The organism is Halorhodospira halochloris (genome assembly GCF_002356555.2).
In the GTDB taxonomy this organism is placed as follows: Bacteria; Pseudomonadota; Gammaproteobacteria; order Nitrococcales; family Halorhodospiraceae; genus Halorhodospira; species Halorhodospira halochloris.
Genome location: NZ_AP017372.2, coordinates 2,078,200 through 2,104,827, shown reverse-complemented (window position 1 = coordinate 2,104,827; position 26,628 = coordinate 2,078,200). Strand labels below are relative to the sequence as shown.

At 53.5% G+C, this 26,628-nt stretch carries 22 protein-coding genes; 14 read left to right on the top strand and 8 right to left on the bottom strand.

Annotated elements, in window-relative coordinates; translation table 11 throughout:
- The first annotated feature begins 136 nt into the window (after window positions 1-136).
- Window positions 137-1,654, top strand: a complete 1,518-nt coding sequence (gene istA, locus HH1059_RS09610; RefSeq protein ID WP_096409949.1) for an IS21 family transposase — start codon at window positions 137-139, stop codon at window positions 1,652-1,654.
- Window positions 1,635-2,414, top strand: a complete 780-nt coding sequence (gene istB / locus HH1059_RS09605) for an IS21-like element helper ATPase IstB (protein WP_096409948.1) — start codon at window positions 1,635-1,637, stop codon at window positions 2,412-2,414. Before istA ends, istB begins: the two co-directional genes overlap by 20 nt.
- A 96-nt stretch (window positions 2,415-2,510) precedes the next feature.
- On the opposite strand, the gene HH1059_RS09600 is transcribed toward istB, so the two are convergent.
- Complete coding sequence (locus HH1059_RS09600; RefSeq protein WP_162549481.1) at window positions 2,511-3,932, bottom strand: PAS domain S-box protein; 1,422 nt, start codon at window positions 3,930-3,932, stop codon at window positions 2,511-2,513.
- Between the two features lie 473 nt (window positions 3,933-4,405).
- Here HH1059_RS09600 and HH1059_RS09595 point away from each other — a divergent pair, with 473 nt between their 5' ends.
- The 4 genes from HH1059_RS09595 to HH1059_RS09580 all read left to right on the top strand — a co-directional run bounded on the left by HH1059_RS09595 (window position 4,406) and on the right by HH1059_RS09580 (window position 9,231).
- Window positions 4,406-5,713 (top strand): ATP-grasp domain-containing protein, encoded by a 1,308-nt coding sequence (locus HH1059_RS09595; protein WP_162549479.1) that lies wholly within the window; start codon window positions 4,406-4,408, stop codon window positions 5,711-5,713.
- A 252-nt stretch (window positions 5,714-5,965) separates the two neighbouring features.
- The gene (locus tag HH1059_RS09590; RefSeq protein WP_231901932.1) at window positions 5,966-7,240 is read left to right on the top strand and encodes an MFS transporter; all 1,275 of its coding nucleotides are present in this window, start codon (window positions 5,966-5,968) and stop codon (window positions 7,238-7,240) included.
- An 83-nt stretch (window positions 7,241-7,323) separates the two neighbouring features.
- On the top strand, window positions 7,324-8,916 hold the full coding sequence (locus HH1059_RS09585) for a hybrid sensor histidine kinase/response regulator (protein ID WP_096409944.1): 1,593 nt from the start codon (window positions 7,324-7,326) through the stop codon (window positions 8,914-8,916).
- Between the two features lie 90 nt (window positions 8,917-9,006).
- Complete coding sequence (locus HH1059_RS09580) at window positions 9,007-9,231, top strand: hypothetical protein (protein ID WP_096409943.1); 225 nt, start codon at window positions 9,007-9,009, stop codon at window positions 9,229-9,231.
- Between the two features lie 21 nt (window positions 9,232-9,252).
- On the opposite strand, the gene HH1059_RS09575 is transcribed toward HH1059_RS09580, so the two are convergent.
- The 3 genes from HH1059_RS09575 to HH1059_RS09565 all read right to left on the bottom strand — a co-directional run bounded on the left by HH1059_RS09575 (window position 9,253) and on the right by HH1059_RS09565 (window position 11,241).
- Window positions 9,253-9,750 carry a hypothetical protein gene (locus HH1059_RS09575; protein ID WP_096409942.1) on the bottom strand — a complete coding sequence of 166 codons (498 nt, stop codon included), beginning with the start codon at window positions 9,748-9,750 and terminating at the stop codon, window positions 9,253-9,255.
- Between the two features lie 7 nt (window positions 9,751-9,757).
- The gene (locus tag HH1059_RS09570; RefSeq protein ID WP_231901931.1) at window positions 9,758-10,279 is read right to left on the bottom strand and encodes a permease; all 522 of its coding nucleotides are present in this window, start codon (window positions 10,277-10,279) and stop codon (window positions 9,758-9,760) included.
- Window positions 10,280-10,419: 140 nt separating this feature from the next.
- Complete coding sequence (locus tag HH1059_RS09565) at window positions 10,420-11,241, bottom strand: TlpA disulfide reductase family protein (protein ID WP_096409940.1); 822 nt, start codon at window positions 11,239-11,241, stop codon at window positions 10,420-10,422.
- A 1,013-nt stretch (window positions 11,242-12,254) separates the two neighbouring features.
- Between HH1059_RS09565 and HH1059_RS09560 the strand changes: the two genes are divergently transcribed.
- From HH1059_RS09560 to rluB, 5 genes are all read left to right on the top strand, one after another.
- Window positions 12,255-12,881 (top strand): L-threonylcarbamoyladenylate synthase, encoded by a 627-nt coding sequence (locus HH1059_RS09560; protein WP_096409939.1) that lies wholly within the window; start codon window positions 12,255-12,257, stop codon window positions 12,879-12,881.
- A gap of 340 nt (window positions 12,882-13,221) precedes the next feature.
- On the top strand, window positions 13,222-14,439 hold the full coding sequence (locus HH1059_RS09555; RefSeq protein ID WP_096409938.1) for a tryptophan--tRNA ligase: 1,218 nt from the start codon (window positions 13,222-13,224) through the stop codon (window positions 14,437-14,439).
- A gap of 110 nt (window positions 14,440-14,549) precedes the next feature.
- Window positions 14,550-15,305: a segregation and condensation protein A gene (locus HH1059_RS09550; protein ID WP_096410408.1), complete on the top strand. Its 756-nt coding sequence runs from the start codon at window positions 14,550-14,552 to the stop codon at window positions 15,303-15,305.
- 12 nt (window positions 15,306-15,317) lie between these two features.
- Complete coding sequence (gene scpB, locus HH1059_RS09545; RefSeq protein WP_096409937.1) at window positions 15,318-15,929, top strand: SMC-Scp complex subunit ScpB; 612 nt, start codon at window positions 15,318-15,320, stop codon at window positions 15,927-15,929.
- A 1-nt stretch (window position 15,930) separates the two neighbouring features.
- Complete coding sequence (rluB, locus tag HH1059_RS09540) at window positions 15,931-16,797, top strand: 23S rRNA pseudouridine(2605) synthase RluB (RefSeq protein ID WP_231901930.1); 867 nt, start codon at window positions 15,931-15,933, stop codon at window positions 16,795-16,797.
- Here the strand turns inward: rluB and HH1059_RS09535 are convergent.
- The 4 genes from HH1059_RS09535 to HH1059_RS09520 are packed head-to-tail and all read right to left on the bottom strand — an operon-like array spanning window position 16,757 to window position 20,695.
- Complete coding sequence (locus HH1059_RS09535; RefSeq protein WP_096409936.1) at window positions 16,757-17,434, bottom strand: endonuclease III domain-containing protein; 678 nt, start codon at window positions 17,432-17,434, stop codon at window positions 16,757-16,759. The two genes, rluB and HH1059_RS09535, sit on opposite strands and share 41 nt — an antisense overlap.
- Window positions 17,435-17,446: 12 nt before the next feature.
- Window positions 17,447-18,229, bottom strand: a complete 783-nt coding sequence (locus tag HH1059_RS09530; protein ID WP_096409935.1) for an SDR family NAD(P)-dependent oxidoreductase — start codon at window positions 18,227-18,229, stop codon at window positions 17,447-17,449.
- Between the two features lie 28 nt (window positions 18,230-18,257).
- Window positions 18,258-19,325 (bottom strand): MraY family glycosyltransferase, encoded by a 1,068-nt coding sequence (locus tag HH1059_RS09525; protein WP_096409934.1) that lies wholly within the window; start codon window positions 19,323-19,325, stop codon window positions 18,258-18,260.
- Window positions 19,326-19,339: 14 nt separating this feature from the next.
- Entirely contained in the window at window positions 19,340-20,695 is a 1,356-nt protein-coding gene (locus tag HH1059_RS09520) for an NAD(P)/FAD-dependent oxidoreductase (protein ID WP_096409933.1), read from the bottom strand.
- A gap of 95 nt (window positions 20,696-20,790) precedes the next feature.
- On the opposite strand from HH1059_RS09520, the gene HH1059_RS09515 reads away from it, so the two are divergent.
- From HH1059_RS09515 to HH1059_RS09505, 3 genes are all read left to right on the top strand, one after another.
- Entirely contained in the window at window positions 20,791-22,059 is a 1,269-nt protein-coding gene (locus HH1059_RS09515; RefSeq protein WP_096409932.1) for a PQQ-dependent sugar dehydrogenase, read from the top strand.
- A 112-nt stretch (window positions 22,060-22,171) separates the two neighbouring features.
- Entirely contained in the window at window positions 22,172-24,352 is a 2,181-nt protein-coding gene (gene katG / locus HH1059_RS09510; RefSeq protein WP_096409931.1) for a catalase/peroxidase HPI, read from the top strand.
- A gap of 242 nt (window positions 24,353-24,594) precedes the next feature.
- Window positions 24,595-26,622, top strand: coding sequence for a hypothetical protein (locus tag HH1059_RS09505; protein ID WP_096409930.1), 2,028 nt, complete (start codon window positions 24,595-24,597; stop codon window positions 26,620-26,622).
- The last annotated feature ends 6 nt before the right edge of the window (window positions 26,623-26,628 follow it).

Below are 26,628 nucleotides of genomic sequence, written 5' to 3'. Positions count from 1 at the left end.
AAATACCCTGCGCCGCTATTCTCGCCGCGAGCCGTTGCGCCCCTCGGGTCCCTGAGATCCGGCGAGAATTGCCTTGCGCTAAGCCCGAGGCGCATGTTTCTGCGCTCATCTCGCCGAGCATATGGAGTGTAAGGATATGGCTATATCCAAAGAGCTTGAGGCGCAGATCATGCGCTATCACTACGCCGAGCACTGGCGCGTCGGCACCATTTCCCGACAACTCAATGTCCACACCGATGTCGTCCATAGGGTGCTGGCAAAGGCCGGTATCCCTAGTGCACAACGCACTAGGCGAGGATCGATCATTGATCCCTATGTACCCTGGATCGAGCAGACCCTGGCAGATTACCCCAAAATACCAGCTAGCCGGCTCTATGACATGGCCCGCGAGCGTGGTTATTCGGGCGGCCCTGATCACTTTCGCCACCTGATAAGCCAGTACCGGCCGAAACCGGTCGCTGAGGCGTATATGCGCCTGCGTACCCTGCCCGGGGAGCAGGCACAGGTCGATTGGGGCCATTTCGGCAAACTGCCCATAGGTCGGGCTAAGCGCCCACTGATGGCATTTGTCATGGTCCTGAGCTATTCGCGCTGGATCTTTCTGCGCTTCTACCTCGGCTCATCGACGGCCAACTTTTTGCGTGGCCACGTCGCCGCCTTCGAGGCCTGGCAGGGGGTGTGCAGGTGCCTGCTCTACGATAACCTCAAAAGCGCGGTGCTGGAGCGCTACGCCGAACAGATCCGCTTTAATCCGCAGCTACTCGATCTTAGCGCCCACTACGGCTTTGAGCCACGGCCAGTAGCCGTAGCCCGAGGCAACGAAAAGGGCCGTGTCGAGCGGGCAATCCGCTACGTGCGTTCCAGCTTCTGGCCCGGTAGGCAGTTTAACTGCCTTGATGATCTGAACGAGCAGGCGCAGCACTGGTGCGTAAGCATTGCCGCCGAGCGGCGCTGCGATCAGGAGCAAAATAGCAGTGTTCGCCAGGCATTTGCCGAGGAGCAGCCTTACCTACGTGCCTTACCCAGCGAGCCATTTCCTTGCTATGAGAACGTGCCTGTAAAGGTAGGCAAAACCCCTTATGTGCGCTTTGACCTTAACGACTACTCGGTGCCGCACAAATATGTCCGCAAAACACTCAGCGTCAGCGCAACTCTGGAGAGGATCCAGGTGCTTGATGGCGAGAACGTTATAGCCTCGCATCCACGCAGCTATGATCGCCACGCTCAAATAGAGGACCCGCGCCATATCGATAAGCTAGCCCAAGAGAAGCAAGCTGCTCGACTACATCGTGGCACCGACCGGCTTAGCAGCTCTGTACCGCGCGCCAAGGAGTTTCTCTCGCAAGCGGCAACGCGCACCAATAGCCTCGGCAGCGTCACAGCTGCGCTACTTCGTCTGCTCGATCACTACGGCGCCAGCGAGCTCGATGCCGCCATTGAGCACGCTCTCGAGCGTGGTGTACCCCACCCACATGCCCTCAGCCAGATCCTCGAACAACGCCGCGATCAAACCCCTGGCCCGCCATCGCTGCCTCTGCGCTTACCCGAGCAGCTACGTCAACGTGAGCCAAGCATCCGGTTGCGCGGGCTCGATGGCTACGACGCCCTAACCCCTAACTATGAGAAAGACGACAATGACCCCGAAAACACCTGAGCAGCAAATGATTGAGCGGGCCAAGGCCCTGCGCTTGCATGGCATCCTCGCCCACTGGGAAGAGATCGAGGATAAGCAGTGGATCGAGCAGATGCTGTGCTGGGAAGAGCAAGAGCGCACCCGCCGCTCTCTCGAGCGCCGCCTGAGCGAAGCACATATAGGGCGTTTCAAGCCGATGAGCGAATTCGATTGGTCGTGGCCTACTAGCTGTGACCGCGGCGCTATCAATGCCCTGATGAGCCTGGAATTCATCCCCGAGGCCGGTAATGTCGTCCTGCTCGGCAGTAATGGCGTCGGCAAAACCATGATAGCCCGCAATATCGCCTACCAGGCGGTGATCGCCGGCTATACCGCGCTCTTTGTCAACGCCAGCACCATTCTCGCCGAGCTGGCCTCACAAGACAGTGAGAGGCTACTCCAGCAGCGCTTTAACCGCTTCACTAGGCCACGCTTACTGGTCATCGACGAGCTAGGGTATCTCTCCTACTCGACGCGTTATGCCGATCTGCTCTTCGAATTGGTCAGCCGCCGGTACGAGAAGAACTCTATTATCATCACCACCAATCGCCCCTTTAGCGAGTGGGGCGAGGTCTTCCCGAGTGCTGCATGTGTCGTATCCCTGATCGATAGACTGCTGCATAACGCCGAAGTGCTCGCCATAGACGGCGAGTCATATCGCTACAAGGAAGCTCAAGAACGCAGAAACACCCGAGAAGCTAAGCGCAAGTCTCCGAGCAAAAAAGCCAAAGCAGAGAGTTAATTTACCACCTGTAAGGAAAAGGACATGGCGGTGGATCTCAGTAACGTATTAGTATGTCTGAATCCTCCGCCAATTTTGTACGGTTTTCCAAAGCCGCTAACAATCGGTCTTGGTACGGTAGGCACTTTCCAGTTTGCTATTGGCCTCTCTGAATCTTTCAGCCAGTTGTCGGTACTGCTCCTCGCGTTGTTTAAGCTCTCTGCGTGCCTCTATGCGGGAAATAGTGTTGCCGATTATTTCTGCTATTACCTGGAGCATGCAGATCTGTTGCTCAGGCCAGGTAAAGTTGTCGGACAACATGTCTAAACCCATGAAGCCGATGGGTTTGAGGTTGTCGTCCAGAATGGGAAGGCATGCAACTGAATGAATGTTATGGAATTTAAGTAGGTCCTTTTCTAGCTGTGCCTCTTCAGGTAAATCGTCCAATGTCGGGATGTATGCTCGCTCACCACTACAAATCTTATTGGTGAGCCATGGGATGTCGGTTAAAAGCAGTTTGTTGGGTGTTTTTAGCGATGCTGTATGGTTAGATGTGCGCCATTCATGAGTTTTTGTTATAGAGTTATCACCTATTGAAAATAAACAAATATAACAGCGGTCAATGCCAAATAGCTCACCTATCCTGGCTAGTGAATTATTTATGGCGTTGTCTAGTTCCTTTTCATGGGTTTTAGCAAAGTTTGCTGATATTTCAGCAATTACCTTTTGTAGTTTCAGGTCAAACTGAAGCTTTTCTTCTGTTTCTTTGCGCTGGTTTGTTACTTCAGTGTAAATTATTAGTCCGCCTATCGAGTTATCGTCTTTGTACCATGGTCGACACTCCCAGCGCGTCCAATATTTTTTGCCCTCGTTTGTGACATATAGGTCGTCATCGGCGCTTATGACCTCGCCTTTTAGCACTTTTTGGTGTGTTTGGCGCCATTTTTCGGGTAGGTCTGGGAATACCTCATAATGATGTCTGCCTATGATGTCTTGTTGTTCTAGGTTAAAATCTTCTAGGTATCTTTGGCTGACGTAAATATACTTCATATTGGTATCATGAACAGCAACAGCCGCACGGTTGTGTTCGATGATATAGTTCAAGAGATAATGTGAGTGTTGTAGCTTATGTTCAAGTCGTTTTCTTTCGGTAATATCTTGGAAAGAGACTACTACGCCGCAGATTGCGCCATTGCTGTTATGGATAGGGGCAGCTTGCAGGAGTACGTGTAATATGGTTCCATCGCGGCGCCAAAATAGGTCTTCACTTTCTTTAACGGCTTTGCCAGTCTGTAGCGCCTGATTTATGGGGCAGTCGGCGCTGTTGTAGGTGGCTTTGTTCAATGTAGTGTGATGACATACTTCGTGGGCCTTCTTGCCTAGCAGCTCAGCTTCGTTGGGATAGCCGAGTAGGTTGCAAGCAGCAGGGTTAAGGAAGGTGAATTGTCCGGCTGTGTCAAGGCCGAAGATCCCCTCGACGAGGTTGTTGAGCAGTTGCTGTTGAAATTCTGCGGCTTGAGGTGGCTGTGCTCTTTGCATGTTGCTACCCGCTCCCCCGGAGTCATGCATTAGCCTAATAGTAACCTTTATAACACCCTACTGGACGCCTCTAAAGACTTCCCCGGAGGAGTCATTATCTGCCCCGATGTGGAGGGCGCCGTGTATCAATCCCTGGGGGCTTCATGGTGCCATCCCTGGGGGCAAGACCTCCACAACGGGGCAGATGAGTGGCTCCAGGGGAGTTTAGGTGCACCTCGATGTATTATACCAATTCGCAAAGTGTTACCGTTGGATGCCTCTGAAAGCTTCGCCGGCGCCACCATCCGCCCCGGTGTGGAGGACGCCGTGAATCCATCCCTGGAGGCTTCATGGCGCCATCCCTGGCGCCAAGACCTCCACACCGGGGCGGATGGTGGCGCCGGCGAAGTTTTTAGAGGTTCCCCGTTGATAGGATAAATGTAACTTGCAAGATTGCCGTACTTTACATTAATTGAGCTTTTGGGGAGGGACAGATGCAGGAGAACAGGATGCGTTTTGGAGTGATCAATCCGCAGCCCTATATGGAGCCAGCCCTGAAGCAGTTAAGCGAGTCTTGCGAGGTGCGGCGGCTGACTCCGCAAGGATGGGGCCGAGAGGAGATTGGCGCCATTGCTGACTACTGCCGTGATAATCGCCTAAGCGCAGTGGCCGGCTTTGCCCAAAAGGATGCCTTTCACCATATCCTCATCAATGAGCAACTCGGCAATCCGGTGCCTGGGCGGATAGGGTTCTTTTACTGCATGAACAAGTACCTTATGCGTACCTTAGAGCAGGATCCCTTCTTTTTTGCTGCTGTTGACCCACTGCACGAGAGTGATGAGGAGGTAGCTGCAAAGATTCCCGCACAAGAATGGCCCTTTATGCTGAAAAACACTTCGCTTTCTCTCGGAAGGGGCATATTCAAGATAAAGGATAGCGAAGAGTTATCCCGGGTATTAGCGTCATACCGTCAAGACAAAGAACTCCAGCATGAGATCACCCGTCAATATGCCGCTTATCTCGACGGTGTCGAGACTCAGCAGGCCCCCGAGCAGGCGCCGCCGTTTGTTGCCGAGCATCTTGTTGATATGAACCGAGCAATAGAGTATTGCTATGAAGGGTATGTTACGCCTGACGGCGAGGTTGTTCATTATGGTTTAACTGAGGAAGTCTATTTCTCAAACCATCAGGCGCTTGGCTATTTGACGCCGCCGGTTTCTATAAGTCGTGATATGGCTGAGCGGATTGAGCGCTGGGTAGAAGGCTATATGGCTAGCCTTGTCGATTTGGGGTATCGCAATCAATTCTTCAATCTTGAGTTCTGGTTGATGCCCGATGGCGATATCCATCTGACCGAGATAAATCCGCGTGCGGCCCATACCTATCATTACAACTACTCCTATTCATTCGGTAACTCCCTCTATGCCGACAACTTGAAGCTGGCCGCGGGGTTAGCGCCGAGTCAGCCAACTCCATGGCAGAAGTGGCGTGACGGCGAGGAGCATATCTATACCTTGATAGTGCTGATAACCGCACGAGAGAGCGGCAGGGTAGAAGATATACTCGATTATGAGTATATTCGCCACCTGGAGCAGGATGAGGGGGTGTTGTTTAGGCATGTTAAACGGCCAGATGAGGAGATCCGCGCAGAAGATTTGACTGCAGCGGGGGTGATGTTAATGCAGCTCTGGATAACCGGTCGCAACTCTGCCGAGATAATTGCCCGCGAGCGTGAGATACGCCAAAAAATATATCGTAACCCGCAGGATGCTATTGAATATCCGCCATATTGGTGCATTTAGGAACCTCTAAAACTCCCCCCAGAGTCACTCGGCTGCCCCGGTGTGGAGCTCTTGACGCTAGGGAAGGCGTCATAAAGCCTCCAGGGATGGATTCACGGCGTCATCCACACTGAGGGAGTTTAGTGGCTCCGGGGGAAGCTCAGATGTTCCCATTTAGCGTATATATCTTGCAGCTACTATTCGGAAGGTCGCTCAATAATGAAAGTCCAGCCTAGCTCAAATAATACTCTGGATCACATTTATCAAAAGTTGGTGAATGAAGAAGATGCTCGGGTTTGTACTGATATAAGCGAGCACGCATGCAAGGTCGTGCCAGGAAACTTCCTGCTGCAGATTATTGCGCAGTTCTTCACCAAGTTGGGTGATGCCATAGCTAGCCCCAAAACTGTGTTGGCCTGGTTGTTCGGGGCACTCTCGGTGCCTGGCATATTTACTGCCTTTTTGGTGCCGGTGCGTGAATCTGGTTCGTTAATCCCCCAGCTTGTCATTGCCAGTTATATTCGCAGTCAACAATTGCGCAAATGGGCGTTTGTTATCGGCTGTATTCTGCAAGGCTTAGCAATACTGGCAATTGCTGCTATGGCCTTAACGCTATCTGGGGCAGCAGCGGGTGCTGCGATAATCGCCGCTTTGGTCGTGTTTAGTTTAGCGCGCGGGCTTTGCTCAGTGGCATCGAAGGATGTCATGGGCAAGACTATACCTAAGACCCGCCGCGGGCGGCTGAATGGTTGGTCGGCGTCACTGGCCGGATTGGCCACCCTGGGCGTGGGTGTTGTGCTTTGGCTGGGCCTGGGTGGTGACGGGGGAGAGCTATCCCTATTTGCGCTGTTGCTCTTGGTGGCAGCACTGCTCTGGTTTGCGGCGGCGTTTGCATATGGGATGATTGAGGAGGAGCCGGGGGCAACTGCAGGCGGTAAGAATGCAATTTCTGAGGCCTTTGCCCGGCTGCGTTTACTTATCGATGACGTACCATTTAGGCGTTTTGTGATCGCGCGTTCATTGCTGCTCTGCTCGGCTCTGACGGCACCTTTTATAGTGATTTTGGCTCATGATAATACTGGCGCCGCTGCGGCCATGCTCGGCCTGTTTGTAATGGCAGACGGCTTGGCTAGTTTGTCCTCTGCCCCTTTTTGGGGACGCTTCTCGGATACCTCCAGTCGTCAAGTTATGGTCTATGCCGGGGCAACCGCGGCAGCGGTAGGTGCCCTTTTGGTAGCCATAGTTGTATTGTTCCCTGCACTGGCAGCTAGCCCTTGGCTATATCCGCTGTTCTTTTTTGTCCTAGCTATCGCTCACGCCGGAGTTCGCTTAGGCAGGAAAACTTATGTAGTTGATATGGCTGGCGGTAATAAGCGTACTGACTATGTGGCGGTTAGCAACACGGTTATAGGTGTGGTGCTGCTGCTTGCCGGTAGTGTCGGGGCGCTTACGGTGATAATGCCGGTTACTGGAGTAATTCTGGTGCTTTCTGCCATGGGTTTCGCTGGGGCTTGGCTGTCTTCCCGTTTGCCAGAGGTGTCGGGATAAGTAGTGACTTACTGCTGTGTTGCAGTGCAGTATTTGTGTTATAAAGTCTTTGCTTAGTATCGGCATTGATCTGAGGTTGAGTAATGGCTGGGCAGCATCAACAAGCGCTCCAAGAGAGCGAACAGCGCTTCCAAATAGCCACCGAGGCTGCGGGGATAGGAGTCTGGGAGCTTGATCTGGAAACCGGTAGGTTCCAGTGGAACTCATATATGTTCTCCATCTTTGGCATCGATGGCGTAAAAGAGTCTGAGCCCGATTACGAGAGTTGGAAACAGATGCTTTTGCCTGAAGATCGCCAGAGAATGGAACGAGTCGTGCGCGATTCAGCTCGCCACGGCGAGGGCTGGGAACTCGTATTTAGGGCTCAGCGCCGTGATGGCGAGATTCGCTATATCCGTGCTGTCGGGAGACAATTGTACGACTGTACAGGCGTGCCGCGTAAGGCCTTTGGGATAAACGAAGACATCACTCAAAAGAAAGAGGCCGAATGGGCGCGAGAGCAAGCCGAACGTGAACGTCGTGAGTTCCTCGCTGCTGTTAGTCACGATCTGCGCACGCCGCTAAGCGCTCTGATTGGCTTGAATGATCTGCTCAGTGAGACCGATCTTGATGAGCAGCAGCGCCATTATCTTAACCTCTCGCGCACTGCGGGAGAGACTCTTTTGGCACGGATCAATACCATACTAGATCTCTCCCGGTTAGAGGCGGGGAAGGTTGAGCTCTTTCCGGAACCGTTTGATCTGCGCAACTACTTGAGCGAACAGGTGGCGCTGTTGCGCACTTTAGCGGACAGAAAAGGGCTTGAACTGGAATTGGTCATGGCTGAGGACCTGCCCAAGCGGGTCTATGGTGATGCGACGCGTTTAGGGCAAGTTATTTACAATCTGACCAGTAACGCCATTAAGTTTACAGATGAGGGTGGGGTATGGATCAATGTAGCTCCATCTCAGCAGGGGCAGATTAAGGTTTCTGTCGCCGACACTGGTCCCGGTATAGCCCCTGAAGATCAGAAGAGGGTGTTTCTGGCCTTTACGCAGGCGGGGGGAGTAGACAAGCGTAAGGAAGGCAGCGGCCTTGGATTGCGCATATGTCGGGAGCTTGCCCGCTTGATGGGCGGTGATGTAGTGCTAGAGAGTACCGTAGGCCATGGTTCGGTTTTCACCTTCACTGCGACGCTACCGAAGACTGAAGAGCAGTCGCTAGAGTATGGTTGGCGAGAGGGTGCCGGTAGCAGCGCCAACAGTGCTACTTATGGCTCTTGCCCAGATGGGGCAGAGCGGCTTGATGTGGTTGTTGCCGAAGATGATCCGACTAACGCACTGATGCTTTGTGAGTTGCTCAAAGGCTTCAATTGTCATCCCGTCCATGTCGAGAATGGCCTTGATGCGCTGGATCAGTGGAGCCGATTGAAGCCCGATCTACTGTTATTGGATCTGCAGATGCCCGGAGCCGATGGTCGCACTGTAGCCTATCAGGTGCGCCAAATAGAGGCCGCTAATAGCTGGCGGCGCACTACTGTAGCGATATTAACTGCCTATCCGCCTTCTGAGCTAGAGCGGATCTGCGAGCAGGTTGACTGCGATCAGTTGTTGCACAAGCCGATTGATAAATTAACTCTCCAGAGACTGATCGACTCGGTGCGAGAACAGAAAAGATTGCTGGTGGGCGAGGGCTAGGCCTAAAGTTTTCCAGCCAGAGGACGACAACGTGCATAGAGTTTGCCTAAGGCCGACTTTTATGACTTAACAGGAGTGAGGATCTGTCCCATGGCTGAAGAAGTAGATCAAACCCTAGCAGAACTAGTTTGCACGAACGCCGGCAACTACATTCAAGCTGGCCATGACGCAGAGAAGACCCTGGAGTCACTGTTCTTTGCAGCCGTATGCATGTCCCGCCACTATATGAGCAACAGGGATACTGCCTCATATCTGCGTCGACTTGCGGATGAGATGGACAAAGCTGCCGACCTGCATCCGGACAGGCTGCACTAGGATTTAACTTTAGTTATTTACTTACTGTAGCCAGTTAGATATGGATCCGGCCCAGTAGCCGGCTGCCACCGGTAGCGGCAATGCGGTAATGACCCGTGCTAGCGTGAACCTAGTTCCGAGCATGGGTATCTCGTAGACCGCCATGCGGTTTAGTCCTAAAAGAGACCAAGAGGTCAGTAGGGATATGATCTGCGCGGTGCCGGCGCCGGCGTCAAGGAAGATAATTATCAGCGGGAAGGCTACCATCGGCCCGCCCGGCAGTAGGCCGCCGAGGAGAGAGGCGGCTAGTATCCCGTGCCATCCCGAGCCCTCTCCAAAAACGTCAGCGATAGCTTGCTCGGGTAAAAGTTGGGCGATGAAAGCCGCTGCTATCAAGGCCAGGGGCAAACGGACCAGGAGCGGCTGCAGTTGCTCCCAGCCTTGTTTGATAGCAACCCGGTGGGGGCGTTCGGGTCGGGCCTGAGCTATAAGAACAAGGATCGTCAGGACGGTTAAGACAAATACGAAGGCTACGACCATGGCAATATTAGGCGCTTGCGGTAACGTATCGGCGCAAGGACTTGGCCATTAGCGCAGCGAGTATTGGCAGCGGTAGAGATACCAGCATCTTGAGTCCAACAAACTCTATCCCAAAGAAGGGTACCTCCCAGACCATGGCTCGATTGATCCCGAGCACTGACCAGGCGGTAAGATAAGCCACGAGTATTTCGAATGCGGCCCCCATTCGGTAGAGAGCAACCACTAAGGGGAAAGCTGCAAAAGGCCCTCCAGGGGTAATCGCCCCAGCAATTATGGCTATGCCAAGGCCTCGCCAGCCAGCGTCGTTGCCGAGCCAGTACTCGATCTTATCGTTCGGTACCAGGGTCTGCACGTAGCCCGATATCATAACCGCTGCAATGACTATGGGGCCTATCTGTACAAGCAGTCCTCCGGCGCTGCTAATAGCCTCAATCCAGACACCTGCTCCCTCCATAATGTAGACGCCTACGCCGGTGCAGATCGCCAATATCAAGAAGAAGATGGTCATGCCGTCAAGATTTTGGCGCATTATTATTTAGTGGTTATTGCGTGCGGTCTGTATCTCAAAGGTACCCTGAAAAGGCTCTGAGCAAAGGAGAGGGGATTTTTGGAGGTCCCTCCCCGGCAGTTTTCCAGTGCGCGAACAAACAGCTTGGGCTCACCGGCCTCTTAGCGCAGGCGTTCTAATCCGCTTTCCAGGCGTGCCCGGGAGATTCCGCCGGTTCGGCTGTCGATTAGCTGGCCATTCTCATCGTAGAACAGAGTTGTTGGTAGGGCGTGCGAGCCGGTGGCATTGCTCAGGTTGTTATGGGGGTCGAAGAATATGTTGTCTATCTCCAGGTCTCTTTCAGAAATAAAGTTGCGGACTTGCGACGGGTCCTCGCCTTGATTGACAAACATGAAGGTAATATCACTCATTTCCTCTTGAGCATCCGCAAACATGGGCATCTCTCTAATGCAGTGCGGGCACCAAGTGGCCCATAGGTTGATCACCATGGGTTGTTCGTGCTGGGCAGCGAATTCGGTTAAACCGGTCTGCTCACCGTCTTTATTGCTCACGGTGACCTGTGGCAATGGCCGTGACTGTTGTTCAATCATTAGCAGGGGGCCGGCTGTTATGCCCCAAGCCAGGCCTCCAGCAACTAGGGCCGTCGTGAGTGGTTTGCGGATTTGTATCTTGCTCCAGTAAGCCCAGACAGTGTATGTCAGTCCACCAATCAGTCCCCCGGCGGGGTCGAAGCCACCGTCGCGGATATCGAGCATAGCCAGGAATCCGTCATAGCTTCCCCAGTAACGGACGACGAAAACCGCCCTGGCTGTCACCAGGCTGACTATCACTAGCATGAAGAGGGTGTCACTGACTCTTACCTGGTGGCGTAATCCCGCGAAGTAACCGGTGATTAACGCCACAAAGTAAGCAAATACTATAAGCAGGGTGCCAATCGTGAACGCTGCTGGTCCGATGGCAATGCTTTGCTGTAATCCGGTCATCACTAACCCCTTGCGATCTATGGTTCTGCAAGCTCTAGCTTGATCATGGACAGAAGTTTAATGGCAGTAGGGTTTTGTTGGTTAAGAGGGGCAACCTTAGCCAAATACTATTGTACAGATTAACACAGCAGTTCCTAGATGTTGGTGGGGCGCGCTGGAGGGGTTACGGTGTTCCTTGCGGTAGCCGCGGCACGGCGTAAAAACTTCTGGTTTTCTTAGGTTTTTCGGGGAGGGATTCTGGAGAAGGATAGCGAGTTGCATTACTCGGTCGAGCTGGGCAGCTCGACCGAGAGTTAGGTCGGCAGCTTTACTCGCGCCACCACTTAACTACAATGGGCAGTGCTCCACCGATGAGAGCTAGGGCCGCCATGAACCAGATTAGCCAAACAGCTTCGCCTGTCATAAATATACCCCCTTCAGTCTGTTCGTTGAGTATCTTCGCTCAGCTTATCGCTATGCCAACAGCTACAGCCAGTCTCCAGCCGCGCCGTCAGCACACCCGCATGTTGACATGAAAGGGCATCCCACTGGTGTGCGGCATAACCGCCTACTTTTTAAAAAGTCTTGCGATACAAAGAGATAGACAACAATCAAGGTAGCTAGGCGGTTATGCCGCACACCAGTGGGATGCCCTTTCATGTCAACATGCGGGTGTGCTGGTGCCTCTTTGGGGCCTTTTGAGGGCGCACGCCCAAGAGGGGCTAGGCCGGCATGTTAGTGTGCTGACAGCATAAACTAAGTAACCGCCACGTAATGGAGGGGCATATGGACGTAGTAGATATCTCATGGCTGGTGACTTTGGCAGTCCTGGCTCTGCTCGCAGGTGCATATCCTGTGTTCAAGCGCTGGCGTTAAGCGTTCGGGGCTTGAGCGGGCTGCGTGGTATAAGCAGCCCGCTCTTATCTAGATCCTCTCCCATTACTCAGGGTTGCTGCTATCCCCTTTCTACTTGTTTACAATGTATCTGACCCCAGAATACTGGGGGCGCCTACAATGGAAAGAAGGGGATTAGTATGGCTCAGTACTTCGAGGTTCATCCGGAGACGCCGCAGCCACGCCTGATCAAACAGGCCGTAGAGATTCTCGCCGATGGTGGGGTGATAGCTTACCCAACCGATTCCAGCTATGCACTTGGTTGCCGCATGGGTGAAAAGCAGGCACTGGAAAGGATACGTGCTATTCGTCAGCTAGATGGCAACCACAACTTCACTGTCGCCTGCAAAGATCTGAAAGATATTGGCACTTACGCCAAGATGGAAAATTTTGCTTATCGGCTGTTGAAATCCCACACCCCTGGGCCCTACACATTCATTCTTCGGGCGACGAGCGAGGTGCCGCGCCGGCTGCAACATCCAAAGCGCAAGACTATTGGTATCCGCGTTCCCGATCACCCGGTGGCGAGGGCACTGACGGAAACCCTTGAGGAGCCGCTTATGAGTGTTACCTTGCAGATGCCTGGGGATAGTGAGCCATTGAATGATCCTGAGGATATTCGTGACAAGCTTGAGAAACGAATTGATGCGGTTGTGGCCGGAGGACCCGTCGGTGGTGGGCCAAGCAGCGTCATTGACCTTACCGGTGACTCAGCCGAAGTCGTCCGTCAGGGAGTAGGAGATACCAGAGTTTTTCAGGGTGCTTGAGGGAGTTGCCTAAGGGTGACTCTAAAAACTTCGCCGGCGCCACCATTCGCCCCGGTGTGGGGGTCTTGGCGCCAGGGATGGCGCCATGAAGCCTCCAGGGATGGATTCACGGCGTCCTCCACACCGGGGCGAATGGTGGCGCCGGCGAAGTTTTAGAGGTTGCCCTAAAGACTGCGTCTGAGTGAGGCCACGCACACTGCCCGCTGCGCGCGGATATCAAAGCCAGTTAAATGGCGATATGGTGCCGTTTAAGAAGGGTTTACGGTGTCCTCCACAGCGGGGGTGGCGTGGTGCCCACCGCCGCCCATAAATTGTTCAGCTGAAGCTTAAGGAGAGCCGCTTGGTCAACGTCAACACCCATCCTGGTCGTGTTCTGTCTGGTATGCGTCCGACTGGGCGCCTGCATCTGGGGCATTATCACGGTGTTCTAAAGAACTGGGTCAACCTGCAAAACGAGTATGAGTGCTTCTTCTTTGTTGCCGATTGGCATGCCCTGACCACTCACTATGAGACGCCAGGGGTGGTTGGTGATAACGTCTGGGAGATGGTTATCGACTGGCTGGCGTGCGGTATAAACCCTAAGTTGGCTTGCATGTTTATTCAGTCTAGGGTCCCTGAGCATGCTGAGTTGCATGTTTTGCTGTCGATGATAACCCCGCTGGGGTGGCTGGAAAGGGTGCCGAGCTTCAAGGATCAGCAGGAGCAGCTGCGTGATAGAGATTTGGCCACGTACGGTTTCCTTGGTTATCCGTTGTTGCAGTCAGCTGATGTGCTCATCTACAAGGCTACTGAGGTCCCAGTGGGGGAGGATCAGGTTGCTCACCTTGAGCTGACGCGCGAAGTGGCCCGCCGTTTTAATCACCTATACGGTGTGGAGCCCGACTTTGAGGAAAAAGCCAAACAAGCGGCGCGCAAAATGGGCAAAAAAAACGCCCGCTTGTATAACGATTTACGTCAGCGCTATCAGCAAAGTGGCGATCGCGAGGCACTAGAGGTTGCTCATGCGCTGCTAGATGGCCAGCCGAACATTACTGTAGCTGACCGCGAGCGGCTATTTGGCTACCTCGATGGCAGCAGTCGCGAATTGTTGCCTGAGCCGGATGTGTTGCTGACCCCAACGGCTAAAATGCCCGGCCTGGATGGGCGCAAGATGTCAAAGTCTTATGCCAATACTATCGGTTTGCGCGAGCCTACTGATGAGGTTGAGCGTAAGATTCGCACTATGCCAACTGATCCGGCCCGGGTGCGGAGAAATGATCCTGGCAATCCGGAAAAATGCCCGGTGTGGGAGTTTCATAAGGTTTACTCTGGGGATGACACCCGCAGCTGGGTTGCCGAAGAGTGCCCGAAGGCGGGCATCGGCTGTATTGAGTGCAAACGCTGTGTTGTTGAGTCTGTGGAGGCTGAATTAGCGCCTATCCGTGAGCGGGCTAAAGAGTATGAGAATGACCCTGAACATGTCCGCTCGATTATCTTTGATGGCTGTGAGAGGGCTCGGGAAGAGGCGCGTGAGACATTGTCAGAGGTGCGTGGAGCGATGGGATTGGAGTATCGGTGAGCGAAGAGGTGCTGGATTCGCAACAGCGTACTGATTGTCCTCCAGAGCAGGTAGATGGCTACGAAGAGGGCGCTGGGCAGCAGCATGAGAACGGTGAGCATGTTGCCAGAATAGGCGAGGAGGTGCTCAGCCGTCTCCCCGATGATTTGTACATTCCGCCTGACGCCCTAGAGGTCTTTCTAGAGGCCTTTGAGGGGCCTCTCGATCTGCTGCTCTACCTTATCCGCCGTCAGAACCTTGATATCCTCAATATCCCTATTGCCGAGATAACACGCCAGTACATGAACTACGTCGAGCTAATGCGCGAATTGCGCCTTGAGCTTGCCGCAGAGTACTTGGTGATGGCGGCGATGCTGGCAGAGATAAAATCACGTGTGCTTTTGCCCCGGCCGAGTTCAAGTGCAGAAGATGAAGAGACTGAAGATCCCAGGGCCGAATTGATTCGTAGGTTGCAAGAGTACGAGCAGTTTAAGCAAGCTGCAGAGGAGCTAGATCAACAACCGCGGTTGGGACGTGATGTTTTTACGGCAGCTGTTTGTGCGCCTGAATGCCGTCCGCAGACTCCGCCACCAGATGTCGGGCTCAAAGATCTGCTCACAGCACTTACCGGGTTATTACAGCGCGCCGAGCGGTATCAAACCCATAGTGTTGAGAGGCAGGCGATCAGCGTCCGCGAGAGAATGAGCGAAACACTTAAAAAGCTGCCCCATGATAGTTATACTCCGCTTGGCGAGCTGTTTACTGCCTCTGAGGGTAGGTCAGGCGTGGTGGTGACCTTCCTTGCTTTGCTGGAGTTGGTGCGCGAGTCACTGATAGAACTAGCTCAGGCCGAAGCTTTTGCGCCCATTTACGTTCGAGCACGTTGATCTTAAATTTCCATGCCCACCGTCAAGAATATCATCGAAGCAGCCCTGCTGGCGTCGGGTGAGCCATTGCGGATTAGTCAGTTACAAGATCTCTTTGTCAGTGATGACGGCATCGAGCCGCCTTCTGCGGAACGGGTCCGTGAGGAGCTTGACAACCTTGCGTCTGAATATGAACAGCGTGGGATTGAGCTACGTAGGGTGGCGGGGGGCTACCGAATCCAGGTGCGTTCCGAATTAGCGCCGTGGGTCTCAAGGTTATGGCAAGAAAGGCCGGCAAGATACTCGCGCGCCCTGCTTGAGACTTTGGCTTTGATTGCATATCGCCAACCAATAACGCGCGGCGAAATTGAGCATGTCCGCGGAGTTAGTGTCAGTACATCTATTATCCGCACACTGGAAGAGTTGGACTGGGTGCAGGTGATCGGCAAGCGCGATGTCCCAGGCCGTCCTGCGCTGTATGCAACCACCGATGCCTTTCTAGCCCATTTTAATCTTGATAGCCTGGCTCAACTGCCAGATTTGGCTGCAGTACATGAGTCTAGTGATAAGCAGCAGGCTGATCGGCAGGCAGCGGAAAACCCCGCGTCAGAATGTGCGGAGTCCTCCACAGTGAGAGGGGAATAGAGTGGCTGACCAAGAAGGTAACAATTTGGCTCAAGAGAATGATTCTCCTCAGGGAGAAAAACTCCAAAAGGTGCTGGCACGTGCCGGAATTGGGTCACGCCGCGAGATGGAGACTGCGATTGCACAGGGTAGGGTAACTGTCGGCGGTCGTACTGCTAGGCTGGGGGATCGAGTCGGGCCGCGTGATCTGGTTGAGTTTGATGGCCGGCTGATCCAGCGGGTGCATCGGCAGCCGCCTATCAGGGTGCTCGTTTACAATAAGCCGGAAGGTGAAGTTACTACTCGATCTGACCCGGAGGGGCGGCCTACGGTGTTTCGCCGGTTGCCGCGCACACCAGGTCGCTGGATTGCCGTGGGCAGATTGGATTTAAATAGTCAGGGCTTGTTGCTATTTACTAATGACGGTGAGCTGGCCAACGCCCTTATGCATCCATCCAAGGGGGTGGAGCGTGAATATGCTTGCCGGATCCGCGGCGAGGTAACCGATGATATGGTTGCCAGAATGGTCGAAGGGGTGGAGCTGGAAGACGGTCCCGCGCACTTTGATGTTGTTGAGTCGGCGATGCCATTGGATGAGCCTACCCAGTCTGCCAATGCTTGGTTCCATGTGATCGTTAGTGAGGGCCGCAAGCGCGAAGTGAGGCGCTTGTGGGAGTCTCAAGGCGTTACGGTAAGCCGTCTGATCCGGGTGCGCTACGGTCCCATAGTAATGCCGCGAGACCTGCGCCAAGGCAAGCTATATGAACTGGATGATGGGCAGAAGGCCGATCTTTATAACCATGTGGGGCTTGAGCCGCCGCCGGTTCGCAAGCGTGCGCCGCATCGACCTAGGGGTCGTTCTGGCGGGGGTAGGCGCAGGAGGAAATAAGCGGGCATTGAGTACAGCGTGGCTTTGGTCGGCAAGTATCTTTGCCAAGCATGACGATCTGGGCGTGCAGCTCGTTAAAAAAACCGCGGTCGGGGCCAATGGCGAACTCAACGGCTCTGCGTAAGCTTTCGTAATGCTCCTCTCCGCTTATCCAGTCAAGTCGGCTGAGGATCCTTCGGGTATAGGCGTCAACGACGAAAACCGGTCGCGCAAAGGCGTAGAGCAAGATGTCATCTGCTGTTTCACGCCCAACCCCATTTATTTGTAGGAGCTGGCTGCGCAAATCATCCGTCGTCTGTTTTGCCATGCCGCTGTACCCGCCAGCTTGCAGGTAGGCTTGACATAGATTGCGCAGCCTTTGCGCCTTGATGTTGAAGTAGCCAGATGGTTTGATCGCCGCAGTAAGAAGGTCATCTGAAACCGCAATGATCTTCTCAGGGTCAAGTAGCTGGGCCTGACGAAGGTTGGCTATGGCCTTCTCTACGTTGCTCCAGGCTGTATTCTGGGTCAGAACCGCCCCGACCAGTATCTCGAAGAAAGACTCTGCTGGCCACCAGTCCTGCTGGCCATGATTATCTACCAGCGTTTCTAGCAGCCAGTGCAAATCTTCAGCATGGATCTCTACCTGCTCAGCCATCTTAAGTTAGCTTTAGCTAGTGGCGGTTTCACAGGGCTCGACTGTCAAAGATTGGCCGTGAAAGTCTCTACCATCAGGCCCCATAAGGCGCACAAATGCCCCTGCAACTTGTTCCGGTCTGGTTAATTCGAAGGGGTTCTCAAAAGGATAGGCTTGAGCGCGAAGTGAGGTGGCCACTACACCCGGATCGATGCTGTTGACACACACATTGGTGGTATCGGCCATCTCAGCCGCTAGGACTCGCATTAGCCCCTCAATACCGGCATTGGATACTGCGTATGCCCCACCATAAGGCGCCCCATTGCGGCCGCTGTGGTCTGAGGTGAAGAGCACTGAAGCTTGGTCTGATTGGCGCAGCAAGGGGATGCAGGCGCGGGAAAGCATGAATGGCGCGTTGAGGTTTATCTGCAGTGTCCGGTACCAGGACTCCATGTCGTATAGTTCCAGCGGCGCCGGTTTGCCAAGTGTTGCGGCAGCGTGGAGGAGGCCATCGAGGCGTCCCATGCCCTCCTGGATGCGCTGGGCAACTTCCGGGAAATGGTCAAAGGTGGCGCCTTCAAGATTCATGGGATAGATAGCTGGTTCGGGATTGCCATCCTCGACAATCTTGTCGTACAGATGCTCGAGGGCTTTAAGCTCTTTATCGAGGAGAACCACGCTGGCCCCTGATGCCGCTAACTGGCGACAGACAACGCTGCCTATCCCCCCTGTAGCGCCGGTGACAAGAATCACCCGCTCCCGCAGAACGCTCGTTGCAGGATTGTAGTCGGCGCTTATTCGGGTTTCATGTTGCAAGTCAATATCCCCATCTTTGGTTGGTTAACTACGTTTTGGAGTAGCGTTTGCGCCGGATAAATGCCGCCACCCGCCAGGCCCGGGCGTGAAATGCAATGTGGCATAGTGCTATCGGAATTAGACCAACGGTGAGAAGCCACTCTGGGGCTCCGGCTAATGCAGCTAAACTCCCAGTGCCGCCCAGGATAAAGGAAGAGAGTACGAGTATGAATACACTTTGCCCATGCGTAAAACCTGCTCTAGATAGGGTGTGATGGAGATGCTCCCTGTCGGCCCTGAAGGGGGTCTGGCCGCGCAATATCCGCCTGCCCATAAGGATAAGTGCATCCATTACCGGTAAGGCTAGAATCCAGCCGATGGCTATGGGTGGGAGGACTGCCTCGCTACCGGTAGCTGCCTCAATGCAGAACCAAGCTAAGGCAAAACCTAACACCATGCTGCCCGAATCACCAAGGAAAGAGGCGGCTCGTCGGCGCCATGGGTTGCGGGCATTAAAGACCAAGAAGGCGAGTACGGCGGTAAGCAGTAGCCCGGATAATAGCGGCCATTTATCAGCCTCGCCTAAAAAGCCTGCAAGGGTCAGCCAGCCTAGGGCGACCGCTGTGGTTCCTGAGGCGAGGCCATCGAGGCCGTCAAACATATTGATAGCGTTGGTTAGTCCGACAACGCATAGCAAAGTAAATGGCAGGGCTAGTAGTCCAAGCTCAATATACCATTGATAGCCAAACAGATATCCGAGGTCGGTCACCAATAAGCCGCCCCAAACGCTAAGCAAGAAAGCAGCTATAGTTTGAAAACCAAACTTATATCCTGGCCTTACGTCGATTAGATCGTCCACTACTCCTACTATCAACAGGAGAGTCATACCTGTGAATAAGGCTTGATAATCGCGCAAACCTAGTTCAGCGGGCAATATCCCAGTGAAAAAGCCCAGGATTATACAGATGCCCCCGATCAGAGGCACTGGGCGGCCATGGCGCTTGCGTGATGTAGGTTTATCTACAAGCCCGGCTTGCACGGCCGGACGCCGCAGGACCATCAATAGGGTTGCAGTCATGACAAATGTCAGAAGGACCTGACCGGCGATTTGAATCAACTCCCCCTCTCCCTCTAGCTGCTCAATTGGAGCATGTCTTCGACTATATAACGCGCAAACGGTAGGGCACAGGTAAGCGCGGGCGATACTGCGTTGAGGATATGTAGGCTGTGCCCGTCACCTTCTACCGTAAAATCCATTACCAGTTCCCGGCTTTGGCGCTCAACTAATTGGGCGCGTATACCTGGCTTCCCCCATTGCCGGAACCCCATCTGGTCCAGCCCTTCTAGCAATCCTTCTGCCTGGTTTATTAGGTGCTGTGGATCTCTTTTTTTTAGTTCCTGACGGCCGATAATGCGCGAGCGATTGCGGTTGGTTGCGAGCATATAGGCTTCATGGCCAGCTATCTCCAGCAATTCGCCGAGCCTGAATCTGTGCAAGCCGGAGTAGTGTTCTCGCCACATAGCGGGGGTTGCTGTAGGTCCAAGTTTAACCCCGCCATTAATCGTACGCGTTAAGTGGACACCTAGGAAGGGTGTCTTCAGATCGGGTACGGGGTAGACATGGGTGCGAGGGGGCGTGGTACTCGGAGCTGCATATAGATATAGGCCTTTGAAGGGTAGCATGGCGTAGCTTTTGCCAAAGCCGAAATCATGCGCTATGCGATCGGCATATAGCCCGGCGCAGTTTATTATCCGTCCGGCGCTGATGTGCTCATTGCCGGCCTGAATAGCGGTAAAGCCAGTGCTACTAGTGGGCACCTCTGAAAACTTCCCCGGTGCCATCATCTGCTCCGGGGTGGAGGACGCCGTGAATCCGTCCTTGGAGACTTCGTGGCGCCATCCCTGGCGCCAAGACCTCCACGCCGGGGTAGATGATGACGCCGGGGAGGTTTTTAGAGGTGCCTTATAGGGGCAATTGAAGAGGATTTTGCCCCCAGCAGCTTCAATATCTTTTTGCAGCGATTGGACTAGTTGCTGGGGGTCGATAGTAGCAGTTGAGGGAATAAAGAGCGCATTGCTACAGGTGTTGATGCGTGGCTCTATATCACGAACTTGTTTTTCATCAAGGCGCTGTACCTCAACGCCGTTATCAGCGCCACGTTGCTCAAGGAGGCTGAGTTGTTGGTGCTCTTGTGCGGTGCGCGGAACTATTAATTTGCCGCAACGGTCAACCGGCAAATTGCGTTCAGCGCAGTAGCTTTGCCATTCTGTGTTGCCATCGCGGGAAAACCTGGCCTTGAGGCTGTCGGCAGTATAGTAGATACCGCTGTGAAGCACGCCGCTATTGCGTCCGCTAGCGTGATGACCCGGCCCCGGCTCTTTGTCTATCACCGTTACCGTAGCCCGTGGCTCGCTGATCAGGATTTGGCGGGCTATAGTAAGGCCAACTACCCCGGCGCCGATTACTAAAAAGTCGGTTGTTTGCATGCCCTTTATTTTCCCAGAACAGGTCAAGCTTTGCTAACCTTGACAGAAATTTTTTGGCGTAGCCAACAGGATATAAATGTGTGAAGGAGGTTATTATGGTAAGCCTCGGCGATGACCCTAGAAATAGCGGCGGCGCTCTCAGCGGCTTTGCGCTTGCTGGCCTAGTCGCCTTTGGTGGTAGTTTCCTGGGAGTGGCGACGGCCCACGCCCAAGTTCAGGTGGTAGAGCAGCCTGTCGAGACAGGTCTATCCACGCAGGAAGCGGACTTGAATATAGTGCAGGTGGTTGAGGGGCTTGAACACGGTTGGGCGGTAGATTGGTTGCCCGATGGCAGCAAACTGATAAGTGAGCGCCCGGGGAATCTTTATCTGATAGATGGTAAAACGGTTTATGAGCTGAGCAATCTGCCAGAGATAGAGACCGACGCATCTCAGCGTACCGCCCCTGAAGGGGGAGCCCAGGGTGGGTTGCTCGATGTAGCCGTGCATCCGGATTATGAAGATAACGGTTGGATATATTTTACCTACTCCAGTCCCGGTGATACCGATACGGTGTTTACCGACGATCCCTATGGTACGGGAACCGCTTTGGCGCGGGCGCGCATCTGCACTGATGAAGAGCGTTTGACTGATCGCGAAACACTTTACGCCCAAGTGCCTCGTTACGAGTCGGGCCGCCATTACGGTTCGCGGATTGTCTTCCTCGGCGATGGGACTTTGCTATTCTCTATCGGTGATCGAGGGCTTCGCCACCCCTCTCAGGACCTCAGTGATCCGGGTGGATCGATGATCAGACTCACTGATGATGGCGATGTCCCGGAGGATAACCCCTTCCTCGAGCGCGAGCTCGGTCAGGCCTTGCCGGAGATATACAGCTTTGGTCACCGTAACAATCAGGGTATGGCCAAGCATCCGCAATCTGGGCGAGTCTGGACTACCGAGCACGGTCCATCCGGAGGTGATTTATTGCACGTGCTCGAGGCTGGGGCTAACTACGGTTGGCCGCAGGTCAGCTTTGGCACAGAGTACTCAACCGGTGAGAAGATTGGCATCGGTAAGTCTGCACCTGGGGTTAATGAACCCATAATGTATTGGGAGGACTCTTTTGCCCCTTCGGGGCTGACCTTCTACCACCAAGGTCATGTAGATCAATGGGAGGGTGATCTTTTTGCCGGCTCCTTGGTCCGCAGTGAGCTGTGGCGACTGCGTGTAGATAAGCAGACGGAAGAAGTCATTCACGATGAGATAGTCTTGTCAGGGGAGGTCGGGCGCATCCGCGATGTTGCTCAAGGCCCCGACGGCTATCTTTACGTTATAACCGATGAAGGTGATAGTGGTCTCTATCGGTTGGAGCCGCAGGATTAAATTTCGTTCTTTCGCTGAGTCATTTGGCTGAGGTTTGCTGTTGCTTTTTCTTGGTCATTGTGCGCAGAATGGAATTGTTCTAATTAGCTTGAGATTGGAGGCTTAGTCAACGATGGCAGATCCACAGCAAAAAGGCGGATGCCCGGTCATGCATGGGGCAATGACGCAAGTCGGGCAGTCGAATATGGACTGGTGGCCGAACTCACTTAATCTGGATATCTTGCACCAGCACGACAGCAAGACTAACCCCATGGGTGAGGGGTTTGATTACCGCGAAGAGGTCAAGAAGCTTGATTTTGAAGCGGTCAAGCGCGATCTTGCCGAGCTGATGACCGATAGTCAGGACTGGTGGCCGGCCGATTGGGGCCATTACGGCGGCCTTATGATCCGCATGGCTTGGCATGCCGCTGGCTCATACCGCATAGCCGATGGTCGCGGTGGTGGTGGGACCGGCAACCAGCGCTTTGCCCCGATCAACAGTTGGCCTGACAACGCCAATCTGGATAAGGCGCGACGCCTGCTTTGGCCGATCAAGAAGAAATACGGCAACAAGCTTAGCTGGGCAGATCTAATCATCCTCGCCGGCAACGTCGCCTATGAATCAATGGGCTTCAAGACCTATGGTTTTTCCTTCGGGCGCGAGGATATTTGGCACCCGGAGAAAGAGACCTATTGGGGTTCAGAGAAAGAGTGGCTTGCTACTAGCGATAGCGAGAATAGTCGCTATGCCGACGATCGTGAGTCACTTGAGGATCCGCTAGCGGCGGTGATGATGGGGCTTATCTATGTCAACCCCGAAGGGGTGGATGGCAACCCCGATCCGCTAAAGACAGCGCGCGATGTCCGCTTGACCTTCGCTCGCATGGCGATGAACGACGAAGAGACCGTAGCCCTGACCGCTGGTGGTCATACCGTGGGTAAGTGTCACGGTAATGGTGATCCGGCTAATCTGGGTCCCGATCCCGAAGCAGGCCCGGTCGAAGAGCAGGGTCTGGGCTGGAATAACCAGGTAACCCGTGGTGTTGGTCGCGATACGGTTACCAGCGGTATCGAAGGGGCGTGGACTACTTATCCGACGCGCTGGGATAACGGTTACTTCCATTTGCTCCTCAACTACGAGTGGGAGCTTACTAAGAGTCCGGCGGGTGCCTGGCAGTGGGAGCCGGTAGAGATCAAAGAAGAGGATAAGCCGGTCGATGTCGAGGATCCATCTATACGGCTGAAGCCGATTATGACCGACGCCGATATGGCGATGAAGATGGACCCGGAGTATCGCAAGATTTCCGAGCGCTTCTACAACGATCCGCAATACTTTGATGAGGTCTTTGCCCGCGCTTGGTTTAAGTTAACTCACCGCGATCTGGGGCCGAGGAGTCGCTATATTGGGCCGGAGGCTCCCCAGGAAGACCACATTTGGCAAGATCCTGTACCAGCTGGACGAACCGACTACAATGTTGAGGCTCTCAAAGAGCGGATAGCAGCTAGTGGGTTTAGTATCGCCGATTTGGTGGCTACGGCCTGGGATAGTGCTCGCACCTTCCGCGGTTCGGATAAGCGGGGCGGGGCCAATGGTGCCCGTATTCGTCTGGCACCGCAGAATAGCTGGGAAGGTAACGAGCCGGAGCGTCTGACCAGGGTGCTGAAGGTGCTCGAGCCTCTTGCCGCTGAGAGTGGCGCTAGTGTAGCGGATACTATTGTGCTGGCTGGTAACGTCGGCATTGAGCAGGCGGCAAAGGCGGCCGGTTATGCGGTAAATGTGCCATTTACTCCAGGCCGTGGCGACGCTACTGAGGAGATGACTGACGTAGAATCCTTTAAGTATTTGGAGCCGCTTGCAGATGGTTATCGTAACTGGCTAAAGAAGGACTATGCCGTCTCTCCCGAGGAGATGTTGCTGGATAGGACGCAGTTACTGGGGCTGACAGCGCCCGAGATGACGGTATTGCTCGGGGGGATGCGCGTGCTTGGGGCCAACTACGCTGGTAGCAAGCACGGCGTGCTCACCGATCGTGAAGGCCAGCTGAGCAATGATTTTTTCGTCAATCTTACTGATATGTCCTACACCTGGGTGCCGGTGAGCAAGAATCATTACGAGATCCGCGAGCGCAAGAGTGATCAGTTGAAGTGGACTGCTACCCGGGTTGATCTGGTGTTTGGTTCCAACTCCATTCTCCGCTCCTACGTTGAGGTTTACGCGCAGGACGATAACCAGGACAAGTTCGTTAATGACTTTGTCGCAGCCTGGACTAAGGTCATGGAGGCTGATCGCTTCGATCTAGATAGGGTTTGCTAGCCAGGGTGGCTGGCCTTAGGGAGCTGGTATAAGTTCTTTGCGCTATGCAGGCCTCTTTTTGAAGGTGGTCTTTTGTAACTAACCCTGTGTCTGCGTCGGGCACAGGGTTTTCTTGTGTGCGCCAGCGTATAACGAAGTATGTCGCAATGGGTTCAATCCATAGCATTTGTGTGACATTATGTTAACGAACACGGGGGGGCGGCACCGTAAATTAATCCAACTAATAATTGACAAGAAAACTCATGAAAAAAATATCGCTACTTGCATTGCTATTGTCACTCTTGATCGGTGGCCTATATGTCTTTTCCGGTACGGAAGCGGCCTTGGTGGGTGCCGCAGTGGTGCTGTTCATTTGGGGGCTAAAGAGGCTATTTCCGGCGATGCTGAAGAGCTGGCCGCGACGTTTTGTAACAGTAGCCTTAGTTGGTGCGTGGATATTCGGGGGATCCATTTACGGTCCGCCGGATGTGGTGGTTCACGATATTGGAGGTAGCTATGACCGCACTAATGGCGCAATGGAGTATAGGAAGCCAGGCTGGGATGTCTTTGCTCCCTTGCCTATTGAGAGCCTGAGCAGGCCGATAGCAATTAATGAAGCAGGCGAAAGGATCCCGCTAGAAGAGACTGGCATGCAAAAAATGCCCTTTTATGTCCCCGGTCCAGTGTTGGCTAACTACTACTGGGTGGGGGTTCCACTGGTGGCATTTGCCCTTTTCGTACTAATGCAGTTGCTGTCTGGTCTGCGCGTGTTTGCCGTCGTGGGCTGGTTATTGTTGCTGCCGCTGCGTTCCCTCGTCAATTTTATTATCCTGCCTTTCGGTCGTCGATCTCGGATTCAAGAAGCCATGGCGCGGGCCCGTGACGAGTTCTCTGTCAGTGCTTACGACAAGGTTATTGATGAAGGTAATAAGCAATGGATCAAGTCAAGCGATCATATTGAAAAGGCACGTCAGGGGCGGCGGGCAGTTCTCAATAAATATATAACTGAGTATAGGTTTTATTCCAGATTTCTGGCTAAGCTTGCTGATGCAAAATTGCAAAAACATCTTCGTGCCGATGATCCGGCAGAAAAAGCACATACTGCTTTTGTCTGTCACAAGTTGGCTCAGGCATTTGAGCAGTCATTGATTTCTATGCGCGATCGTGAGGATCGCGTGCTGCGGCTGCCTGTTTACTTTGATGATAAGCTGTATTACCAGGTTTCTTCTGATATCTTTTCTCCTGAGGGAAGCGATCCAGCAAAATCGCTCAGAACTGATGTAACTTTTGAAGAGTTATGGGATGAAAGCGATAAGTCCGATTTGAGAAGAATTCAAGAAGCACTTGGGGAGGGATATGACTGGCATGACCTTCTTGATAAAAAAGATGTGAAAGAGCTTGAAAACCCTCAGGTTACTGTTGGTGAGTTTAAGCATAAAGAAGAAGAGCTGAGAAACAAAGCAGCGCATAGGCTCAAAGCCTGCCTCCTTGAGATTGGTGATTCTGCACAAAAAGTCAATACAAAAATGCTTGAGGCAGCAGTTAAAGGTCGTGTAGCCCGTATTTGGGCTCGAACACTGTTTCGTGACGGCGGGTTTTATAAACGCATGAACAGTCGTATGGCCAAGGGCTCCAAAGAACAACTAAGGGAGGTTATAAACTGTCTCTTTGCTGCTGAGGGGGGTGGTCTTTTTACGCAAGTCGGGGAGGTTGAGGGTGGTCCAAGTATAGTAAATGCCAGATGGCTTGTTCCGGTGCCTTCGTTTGTCAATTATATGTATTGGAGTCAGCGAAAGGATCAGCCCGTAAAGAAAGGTTCAGCTACAGTGGTGCCTTATTTAATGCTCGAGGCCCCACTCGAGCCTGGCAGTGAGAAGAGTTCCGTGTTTATGCTTGTGCCTTTAGGTATCTCGGCACGGGATGGGGAGGATGCTGTTAAGCAAGCATTTACCATAGCCATAACAAATTCAGCCTTGTGCATTTTTCCGGCCATGGAGTCTGCCCTTCTGACCGAGTCTCCTAATATGTCTAACCCAAGTCAGAATAGGACGTTTGTTTGTCCAGAGGCTGCAGAGTTTATGAAAGGTTTTGTAAATGAAATAAAAAACGATGATACTTTGGAAATTAGTCATAGTGATCTGCTGCAGGAGCTTACCCGAAGCGGTGACCCCGTGCAGGTTTTGCTCCAGCATATTCAAAATGTGGCGACTGACAATTTTCGGCAGGTATCAAAACGCCTCAATAACGAAACTAAAAACGACAAGGATAGTGCAGTTGGGGAGCTATTCTGATTTGGT

Bases quoted from the DNA above. Each gene is read 5' to 3' on its own strand.
- istA (WP_096409949.1), top strand. From the start codon at position 137: ATGGCTATATCCAAAGAGCTTGAGGCGCAGATCATGCGCTATCACTAC.
- istB (WP_096409948.1), top strand. From the start codon at position 1,635: ATGACCCCGAAAACACCTGAGCAGCAAATGATTGAGCGGGCCAAGGCC.
- HH1059_RS09600 (WP_162549481.1), bottom strand. From the start codon at position 3,932: ATGCAAAGAGCACAGCCACCTCAAGCCGCAGAATTTCAACAGCAACTG.
- HH1059_RS09595 (WP_162549479.1), top strand. From the start codon at position 4,406: ATGCAGGAGAACAGGATGCGTTTTGGAGTGATCAATCCGCAGCCCTAT.
- HH1059_RS09585 (WP_096409944.1), top strand. From the start codon at position 7,324: ATGGCTGGGCAGCATCAACAAGCGCTCCAAGAGAGCGAACAGCGCTTC.
- HH1059_RS09580 (WP_096409943.1), top strand. From the start codon at position 9,007: ATGGCTGAAGAAGTAGATCAAACCCTAGCAGAACTAGTTTGCACGAAC.
- HH1059_RS09575 (WP_096409942.1), bottom strand. From the start codon at position 9,750: ATGGTCGTAGCCTTCGTATTTGTCTTAACCGTCCTGACGATCCTTGTT.
- HH1059_RS09570 (WP_231901931.1), bottom strand. From the start codon at position 10,279: ATGCGCCAAAATCTTGACGGCATGACCATCTTCTTCTTGATATTGGCG.
- HH1059_RS09565 (WP_096409940.1), bottom strand. From the start codon at position 11,241: ATGACCGGATTACAGCAAAGCATTGCCATCGGACCAGCAGCGTTCACG.
- HH1059_RS09560 (WP_096409939.1), top strand. From the start codon at position 12,255: ATGGCTCAGTACTTCGAGGTTCATCCGGAGACGCCGCAGCCACGCCTG.
- scpB (WP_096409937.1), top strand. From the start codon at position 15,318: ATGCCCACCGTCAAGAATATCATCGAAGCAGCCCTGCTGGCGTCGGGT.
- HH1059_RS09535 (WP_096409936.1), bottom strand. From the start codon at position 17,434: ATGGCTGAGCAGGTAGAGATCCATGCTGAAGATTTGCACTGGCTGCTA.
- HH1059_RS09520 (WP_096409933.1), bottom strand. From the start codon at position 20,695: ATGCAAACAACCGACTTTTTAGTAATCGGCGCCGGGGTAGTTGGCCTT.
- HH1059_RS09515 (WP_096409932.1), top strand. From the start codon at position 20,791: ATGGTAAGCCTCGGCGATGACCCTAGAAATAGCGGCGGCGCTCTCAGC.
- katG (WP_096409931.1), top strand. From the start codon at position 22,172: ATGGCAGATCCACAGCAAAAAGGCGGATGCCCGGTCATGCATGGGGCA.
- HH1059_RS09505 (WP_096409930.1), top strand. From the start codon at position 24,595: ATGAAAAAAATATCGCTACTTGCATTGCTATTGTCACTCTTGATCGGT.